The sequence below is a fragment of the Allorhizobium sonneratiae genome (assembly GCF_023700755.1).
Lineage (GTDB): Bacteria > Pseudomonadota > Alphaproteobacteria > Rhizobiales > Rhizobiaceae > Allorhizobium > Allorhizobium sonneratiae.
Genome location: NZ_JAMKOJ010000007.1, coordinates 274,846 through 283,537, shown reverse-complemented (window position 1 = coordinate 283,537; position 8,692 = coordinate 274,846). Strand labels below are relative to the sequence as shown.

Genomic DNA, 8,692 nt, shown 5'->3' with positions numbered 1-8,692 from the left:
TTCATTTCTTGCGGCTATGACCCCGAGTAAAGTGGACGTGCTCTAAGATTTTGTTTCCGCATTGGTTTTTCCGAAAACCGGTTCCCACTTTTCGGCCGATGCTCTAAATCGGGTGAGATTGAAGGTGAAAATGATGCAGCAGATGAAACGTGCTACAGCGCCGTGCGCCATATTGGGCGCACGGCGCTGTAGCGTTGATCACATTCTCATTGATGAGGTTATCGTCGAAGAGACCGACGGGCTGAAACCATTCGGTTTCAGCCCGATTTTGGCTCAGGCCGCTTCCTCAACAGCCTGATTGCGGGCACGGATCAGCAGTCGATCGCTACCGGCGCTGATATGAACGGTGGTGCCGTCCAAGACCGTGCCCGAGAGGATCTGCTCGGCCAGAGGGTCCTGCAGATATTTCTGAATGACCCTTTTCAGCGGACGTGCGCCATAAACCGGATCGTAGCCCTTGTCCGCCAGCCAGTCGCGCGCCTCGGTATCGAGATCGATGGTGATCTTGCGCTCCGACAGCAGTGAGACCAGACGCTGCATCTGGATATCGACAATCGTACCCATCTCGCTGCGGCGCAGCCGGTGAAACAGGATGATCTCATCGACGCGGTTGAGGAATTCCGGCCGGAAAGCCGACTTTACCACATCCATGACCTGATCGCGCACGCTGTCGACATCCTGACCTTCACCAAGGCTGGTCAGATAGTCCGCGCCGAGGTTGGAGGTCATGATGATAATCGTGTTCTTGAAATCCACCGTCCGGCCCTGGCCGTCGGTCAGGCGTCCATCGTCCAGCACCTGCAACAGCACGTTAAAGACATCGGGATGCGCCTTTTCGATCTCATCGAACAACACGACCTGATAGGGCTTGCGCCGCACCGATTCCGTCAGCGCACCGCCTTCCTCATAGCCAACATAGCCGGGAGGTGCACCGATCAGCCGGGCAACGGCGTGTTTTTCCATATATTCCGACATGTCGATGCGCACCATTGCCGTCTCGTCATCGAAGAGGAAGCGGGCAAGCGACTTGGTCAGCTCCGTCTTGCCTACCCCGGTCGGACCGAGGAAGATGAAAGATCCAATCGGTCTGTTCGGGTCTTGCAGACCAGCGCGGGCGCGGCGAACCGCTCTCGAGACCGCCTGCACCGCATCTCCCTGACCAACCACGGTCTTTGCCAGTTCGTCTTCCATGCGCAGCAGCTTTTCCCGCTCGCCTTCCAGCATCTTGTCGACCGGAATACCGGTCCAGCGGGAAACGACATGGGCAATATTATCCGGTGTCACCACCTCCTGTACCATGCTGGCAACCCCGCTGGCATCGCGCGCTTCTGCTTCGGCCAGCTGCTTTTCCAGATCGGGGATCACCCCATAGGCCAGTTCGCCAGCACGCTGGAACTCGCCCTTGCGCTGGGCAATGGCCAGATCGTTGCGGGCTTCATCAAGCCGTCCTTTCAGCTCTGCGGCAAGACCAAGCTTCTGCTTTTCCGCCTGCCAGCGGGCCGTCAGGGCATCCGCCTGTTCTTCAAGCGTCGTCAGCTCGGTTTCCAGCCGTTTCAGCCGGTCGGAGGATGATACGTCGGTTTCCTTTTTCAAGGCTTCGCGCTCGATCTTCAGCTGAATGATCCGGCGATCCAGCTCATCCAGCTCTTCCGGCTTGGAATCCACCTGCATCCTGAGACGGGATGCCGCCTCATCCATCAGGTCGATGGCCTTGTCCGGCAGGAACCGGTCGGTGATGTAGCGGTTCGACAGGGTCGCCGCTGCGACAATGGCCGAGTCGGAAATGCGAACCTTGTGATGCTGTTCGTATTTTTCCTTCAAGCCGCGCAGGATGGAAATCGTATCCTCCACCGTCGGCTCATCCACGGTGACCGGCTGGAAGCGGCGGGCCAGTGCCGGATCCTTTTCTACATGTTTGCGATATTCATCCAGCGTGGTGGCGCCAACGCAGTGCAGCTCGCCACGGGCCAAAGCCGGCTTGAGCAGGTTTGACGCATCCATGGCGCCATCGCTCTTGCCCGCGCCGACCAGCGTGTGCATCTCATCGATGAACAGGATGATTTCGCCATTTTCGGCCTGGATTTCGCTCAAGACCGATTTCAGCCGCTCCTCGAACTCACCACGATATTTCGCGCCTGCAATCAGCGCGCCCATGTCGAGCGCCATCAGCTTCTTGTCTTTCAGGCTTTCCGGAACATCGCCATTGACGATGCGCAGCGCCAGCCCTTCAGCAATGGCGGTTTTACCGACGCCGGGTTCACCGATCAGCACGGGATTGTTCTTGGTCCGGCGCGACAGAACCTGAATGGTGCGGCGGATTTCATCGTCGCGACCGATCACCGGGTCGAGCCGACCCTCGCGGGCTTCCGCAGTCAGGTCACGGGCAAATTTCTTCAAGGCGTCAAAGCCCTGTTCGGCAGTGGCACTATCGGCGGTGCGGCCCTTGCGCACGTCATTGATCACCTGATTAAGAGCCTGCGCCGTCACCCCGCCCTTTTTCAGGCTGGCGGAGGTGGAAGCCGAGGTCTCGATCGCCAGCGCCAGAAGCAGACGCTCAACGGTGACGAAACTGTCGCCAGCCTTTTTGGCGGCGTCCTCCGCCGTGGTGAATACTTTTGCCAGCGGCTGCGACAGATAGACCTGCCCGTTGCCACCGGAGACTTTCGGCAGTTTGGCCAGTGCTGCGTCATTGGCCAGCCGCACTTCCTTGGCATCGCCACCGGCGCGCGCAATCAGCGATGCTGCCATGCCCTGATCGTCGTCGAGCAGCACTTTCAGGACATGTTCGGGTGTGAACTGCTGATGCCCTTCCGAAAGCGCATGGGTCTGGGCAGATTGCAGAAAACCGCGTACCCGCTCGGAATATTTTTCAATGTTCATTGTCGCTCTCCATTCTCCAGACTGCCCGTTGCGGCACAATCCAGCACTTGAGGATCTGGCCCCCTATCAAGGCGGACCACGATGGGGAAGCGGCGAACCTTGCCTGCTTCCTGGCAATCTCCGTGACTGCACAGGAAATCATGCGTGCGTTTCAATCGATGACAACATCCTGCAAACCTTTGAGAAAAGACATGACATTGTCACCGGCCGCATCCCTTTCCACGCTGATATGGGAAGGAATTTTCGTCCTTTAAAGAGCAGCTTATCGGAAAAATCCGCGCCGGAATTGATATGAGGCAAAGCGTGGGGAAACAGAGCTCAGAAAAAACCCCGCCTCAACGAAGACGGGGCAAATTTCACTGAGACAGAAACGTCTTATTCGCTGGCTGCGGCCATTTCCGGCTGACCGGCGTGATCACCATCGCCAGCATCGCCATCGCCAGCATCCGGTGCGGAGCCGTCCTCGGTCTTGCGACGGGTGCGGCGCGGACGATTGGCAGCGGTTCTGCGCCGGGAAGTGGCGCGCTCCTTGCGTCCGGTCTCGGCCTGCTGCGCAACTTCTTCGGCAGCAACCTCCGCCTCGACAGGCGTATTATCGATGACCGGCTGCGGGCCAGATCCGGCAATCTCGACCTCGCGGCGCTCAACCGGCTGCGGTGCAACATCCGGCTGGGGTTGCCGGGCGCGATCGACGACAACCGTCTCCATCTCGTCACCATCGGCGTCGAAGCCATCACGATCGCCGTAATCGCGCTCGTCGCGCTGCATCCGGTCCTGCATATGCGCCTGGGCGGCAGCGATGATGCGGTTGTAATGCTCGGCATGCTGCAGATAGTTTTCGGCCATGACCCGGTCGCCGGAGCCTTGGGCATCGCGCGCCAGAGCCATGTATTTTTCGGCAATATGCTGGGCCGTGCCGCGGATTTTCGTATCAGGACCGGAACTGTCATAGATCCGGGTCAGCGGGTTGGAGCCCTTGCGGTTGAAACCGTTATTGTTTCCGCCGCCATTGCTACGCCCCCGACTGCGCTTGTTTTGCTGTCCTGGCCTCATCGATTACTCACCTGATTTCTGTCTTGCTGATATAAGGACGCCATGGCCGTTCCGGACAACCGGAACAGGGTATCACGCGCCACGGGCCATGCCGCGCCATCGCAACATACTGCCGCTGGTGAACTTTAAAATTATATGATCCACATACCCGGAAAACTTCGTGCCACGAACCGCTCCCAAAGGAGCTCTACGAGGTCAATTCAGACCCGAACGAATCTTTATTCATTCCCCGCTACCCGGCATGTGAGCGCAACCTATCCCTCTTCTTTGGGAAAACCAAGTCTTTTCTTCAAAAGGTCAAGCGAGATTCTGAAGAAAATGACAGTTTTTTACGAGCCTTGCCGCGTTGCAGCGTCAAAAACAGTGACAAGAAGCCGACCCGGTTCATCCTCACAAGGTCATGCCTGCTTTGTCTTGAAAATCAGAACGCGATCCTGTCCGGCGTGATCGCGCAATGCTTCAATCCGCTTGAAACCCGCATCCTCAAACAGATCGGTCACGGTCTGCTTCTGATCGAAACCGATCTCAAGTCCCACATATCCGTCTGGCTCCAGACAGGCCTCTGCCCCGGCGGCAATGATACGATAACAGTCGAGCCCGTCAACACCGCCATCCAGAGCCCTCGCCGGGTCATGGAGGCGAACCTCAGGCTCAAGTTCGCCAATCATTCCTCTTTCAATATAGGGTGGATTTGACACGATCATGTCAAACCGCCCTTCAATTGCATCGAACCAATCGCTATGGCAGGTGGCAAACCGATCCGACAACCCGTTCCTCCGGGCATTTTCCCGCGCTGTTTGCAGAGCCCCTTCGGAAATATCGGTTGCCAGTGCGCGCGCCTCAGCGCATTCGTTCAACAAGGCAAGTGCTATTGCGCCGGTCCCGGTTCCAAGATCCAGAACGCGTACCGTCCCTTTCTCTGCTGCTTGTCTCTTTAAATAGGGCAGAAGCGCATCAACGACAAGCTCGGTATCGGGTCTCGGCTCCAGGGTTTCCGTCGATAAAGCCAGCTCAAGCCCGTAAAAATTTCGTGATCCGAGAATACGATAGACCGGTTCGCGCGCGTGACGCCGGACAAGCGCCCTCTCAATCCGCTCAAGCGCCTCCGGGGACAGCACCTCTTGATCCTTCAGCACCAGATCGCCAAGGCTCCAGCCCAAAATCCCCGCAACCAGATGTCGGGCATCGCCTCTCGCATCCGCAATGCCTGCTGCGGCAAGCTCTTGACGTGCCGCGGCCAGGATCATCGCAACCGTGATTGGGTGGGCCTCGCTCATGCGGTGTTTTCGCCCAGTTGCGCCAGTTGGCCCGCCTGATAATCGGCAATCAGCGCATCGACCACCTCATCGATCTCGCCCTCCATCATCCGGTCGAGTTTGTAAAGCGTCAGATTGATGCGGTGATCGGTCACCCGGCCCTGGGGAAAGTTATAGGTTCTGATCCGCTCCGACCGGTCACCGGAGCCGACTTGGCTCTTGCGGTCGGCGGAACGTTCGCTGTCGGCACGCTGGCGCTCGATGTCGTAGAGCCTGGAGCGCAGCACCTGCATCGCTTTCGCCCGGTTCTGGTGCTGGGATTTTTCCGAACTGGTGACAATGATGCCAGTCGGCAGATGGGTGATGCGCACCGCCGAATCGGTGGTGTTGACGTGCTGGCCGCCCGCACCGGACGAACGCATCGTGTCGACCCGGATATCTTCCGGGCGGATTTCAATATCGATCTCTTCGGCTTCCGGCAACACCGCCACGGTGGCTGCGGAAGTGTGGATGCGCCCGCCCGCTTCTGTTTCCGGCACGCGCTGGACCCGGTGCACGCCTGATTCGAATTTCAATTTGGAAAACACACCGCGACCGGAAATCGTTGCGATGATTTCCTTGTAACCTCCGGCTTCGCCCTCGCTTGCCGACAGGACTTCGACCTTCCAGCCCTTTGAGCTGGAAAACCGTTCATACATGCGAAACAGATCACCAGCAAAAAGCGCCGCCTCGGAACCACCGGTTCCGGCACGGATTTCGACGATCGCGCTTTTCTCGTCAGCGGCGTCTTTCGGCAGGAGCTTGATCTGGATATCCTGTTCCAGCGCCTCGATCCGGCTCTCCACCTCCGGCAGTTCCATCTCCGCCAGTTCGCGCATCTCCCGATCGGTCGCCTTGTCGGCCAGCAGCGCTTTCAGACCGGAAAGCTCGCTGAGGCATGCCTCATAATCGCGAATAACCTTTACCAGCGGCTGCAACTCGGCATATTCAGACGCGAGCTTCACATAAACATCAGCGGCAGGCCCCGCAGACATGCGCGCCTCGATCTCGCCGAAACGGCGCTCAAGTTCACGCATTTTATCGACAGGAAGCTTCGCCACCCTTCACTCCGTTTTTCGTGATCATTTGATGTCAGACAGGAATGCCGTTTTCCTCGGCAAAACGGGTAAGGAATTCACGGCCGCTTTCACCCGGCCCATCCTGATCGAGATATGCATTCAGCTCCGCCGCCAGTTTGCCGATATCGAGCTGCAGGATCATCGCCTTGACCGGGCCAATCGCCGTGGGCGACATCGACACGGACCGGAACCCGATGCCGAACAGCGCCATGGACGACAAGGGGCGACCCGCCAGTTCGCCGCACAGCGTCACCGGCGTCGAATGCCGTTGGCCGGCCCTGACGATATCGCGCAGGATCCGCAAAAATGGCTTTCCGAGCGGATCGAAGCGATCCGACACCCTTGCATTGCCCCGGTCCACCGCCATGGAAAACTGAAAAAGATCGTTGGAGCCGACAGAGACGAAATCCACCTCCTCCATCAGCTCGTCCAGTTGCCACATCAGCGCCGGCACTTCCAGCATCGCGCCGAACTGGAAGCGGCGTGGCAGGCTATGGCCGAATTTCGACAGATGCTGCACTTCCTTCTGTAGCAGATCACGGGCGGCGCGGATTTCCGCCACTTCCGTCACCATGGGCAGCATCATTTTCAGGTCACCGCCGGCAGAGGCTTTGAGCAGCGCCCGCATCTGAGTGCGCAACAGGCCGGGCCGGTCGAGAGACAGGCGGATCGCCCGCCAGCCCAGCGCTGGATTTTCCTCTTCATGGCTGCGGAAATAGGGCAGAACCTTATCACCGCCGATATCGAGCGTGCGGAAAGTGACGGGACGGCCCTTCACCTGCTTTAGCACATTGCGGTAAAACGCTTCCTGCTCATCCACTTTCGGCATGGTGGAAGCGATCATGAACTGCAGTTCGGTGCGGAACAGTCCGATCCCTTCCGCTCCTGATTCGGCCAATTGCGGCAGATCGACCAGAAGACCGGCATTCATCAGCAGATTGATCTTCTGGCCATCCGTGCTCACCGGCGCAACATCGCGCAGCGCGCGGAACTGTTCCTGCCGCCGTGCCCGCAGGCGAACCTTTTCCTCATAGGCCTTCTGCACATCGGGCATGGGCCGCAAATGCACGCGGCTGTCATCACCATCGATGATGACCGGATCGCCATTTTCGGCCAAAGCCACCACACCCGCGGCCTGACCGACCACCGCAATGCCCATGGCGCGCGCAACGATGACCACATGGCTGGTGACGGCCCCTTCTTCCAGCACCAGGCCGCGCAGGTTCTGCCGCGGATAGTCAAGCAGTTCCGCAGCCCCCATGGCACGGGCAAAAATGATCGCATCATTGGGGAAGGATTCGATGCTGCTGCCGGAAAATCCGGTCAATTGCCTGAGCAAACGGTTGGCGAGATCGTCGAAATCATGCATGCGCTCGCGCATGAAAGGATCGGTGAGGCGCATCATCCGCGCCTTGGTGTCGCTCTGCACCTTTTCCACCGCCGCTTCCGCCGTCAGTCCGTTATGGATCGCCTCTTCCATGCGGCGCACCCAGCCCTGGTCATGGGCGAACATGCGATAGGTTTCCAGCACCTCGCGATGCTCGCCCTCCATCGACACCTCGCGGCGCGACAACATGTCGTCGATGGAAATCCTGAGCGAACCCAGCGCTTCGGCCAGACGCGCGCGTTCTGCCTCCGCGTCGTCGTTCAACAAATTGGTGACGACAATACGTGGCTCATGCAGCACGACATGGCCGAGGCCGATGCCTTCATTATAACTGTCGCCCTCGATGGTGACCGGCCTTGTCAGATCAAGCTCGAGGCCCGGCCGGGTAATCGTTTTCAATTCGCCCGTAGCAATCATTTCCGCCAGCACCATGGCCGTGGTTTCCAGCGCCTCGACCTCATCTTCGCGATAGGTGCGCTGCGCCTTGTTCTGCACGACAAGAACGCCAAGACTGCGACCGGCGCGCAAAATCGGCACGCCGAGGAAAGAATGATAGATCTCTTCCCCCGTTTCCGGCAGGTAACGGTAAGCGGGATGCGCCTGGGCATCGGAAAGATTGAGCGGCTGGGCCGAGGCGGCAATCGTGCCGACCAGACCCTGCCCCATTTTCAGCTGCGACAGATGCACCGCATCGGGATTGAGACCTTCGGTGGCGTAAAGCTCCAGCACGCCGTCGGAGCGCAGCACATAGACCGAGCACACTTCCGCAACCATATTGCTGGCGATCTGGCGAACAATACGATCAAGGCGCTCCTGCGGCTCGAGCGGCTCCGCCATCAACTCGCGCAGCCGTCTGAGCAGGACGCGCGGACCCGCAGAAAGCTCTCTCATCGCGTGCGGTCTCCCAATGCTCTGACAATAAGCCGACAGCCGCCAAACGATCAGCGGCTGCGCTCTGTCACTATTCCGGGCCCCGCCAGATTCCGAACGAACCGGAA

At 58.9% G+C, this 8,692-nt stretch carries 5 protein-coding genes; all 5 read right to left on the bottom strand.

Annotated features, from left to right (window positions below):
- Positions 1-273 precede the first annotated feature (273 nt).
- The 5 genes from clpB to ptsP all read right to left on the bottom strand — a co-directional run bounded on the left by clpB (position 274) and on the right by ptsP (position 8,585).
- Entirely contained in the window at positions 274-2,880 is a 2,607-nt protein-coding gene (gene clpB / locus NAC44_RS14635; RefSeq protein WP_250941875.1) for an ATP-dependent chaperone ClpB, read from the bottom strand.
- 375 nt (positions 2,881-3,255) lie between these two features.
- Positions 3,256-3,933 carry a DUF4167 domain-containing protein gene (locus tag NAC44_RS14630; RefSeq protein WP_250941874.1) on the bottom strand — a complete coding sequence of 226 codons (678 nt, stop codon included), beginning with the start codon at positions 3,931-3,933 and terminating at the stop codon, positions 3,256-3,258.
- A 398-nt stretch (positions 3,934-4,331) separates the two neighbouring features.
- A complete protein-coding gene (gene prmC / locus NAC44_RS14625) occupies positions 4,332-5,210 on the bottom strand; it encodes a peptide chain release factor N(5)-glutamine methyltransferase (protein ID WP_250941873.1) in 879 nt (292 codons plus the stop codon).
- Positions 5,207-6,289, bottom strand: coding sequence for a peptide chain release factor 1 (gene prfA / locus NAC44_RS14620; protein WP_250941872.1), 1,083 nt, complete (start codon positions 6,287-6,289; stop codon positions 5,207-5,209). The genes prmC and prfA overlap by 4 nt, the downstream gene beginning before the upstream one ends.
- 31 nt (positions 6,290-6,320) lie before the next feature.
- Entirely contained in the window at positions 6,321-8,585 is a 2,265-nt protein-coding gene (gene ptsP, locus NAC44_RS14615) for a phosphoenolpyruvate--protein phosphotransferase (RefSeq protein WP_250941871.1), read from the bottom strand.
- Between the last annotated feature and the right edge of the window lie 107 nt (positions 8,586-8,692).

Coding starts and splice junctions, on each gene's coding strand:
- clpB (WP_250941875.1), bottom strand. CDS start 2,880: ATGAACATTGAAAAATATTCCGAGCGGGTACGCGGTTTTCTGCAATCT.
- ptsP (WP_250941871.1), bottom strand. CDS start 8,585: ATGAGAGAGCTTTCTGCGGGTCCGCGCGTCCTGCTCAGACGGCTGCGC.
- prmC (WP_250941873.1), bottom strand. CDS start 5,210: ATGAGCGAGGCCCACCCAATCACGGTTGCGATGATCCTGGCCGCGGCA.
- NAC44_RS14630 (WP_250941874.1), bottom strand. CDS start 3,933: ATGAGGCCAGGACAGCAAAACAAGCGCAGTCGGGGGCGTAGCAATGGC.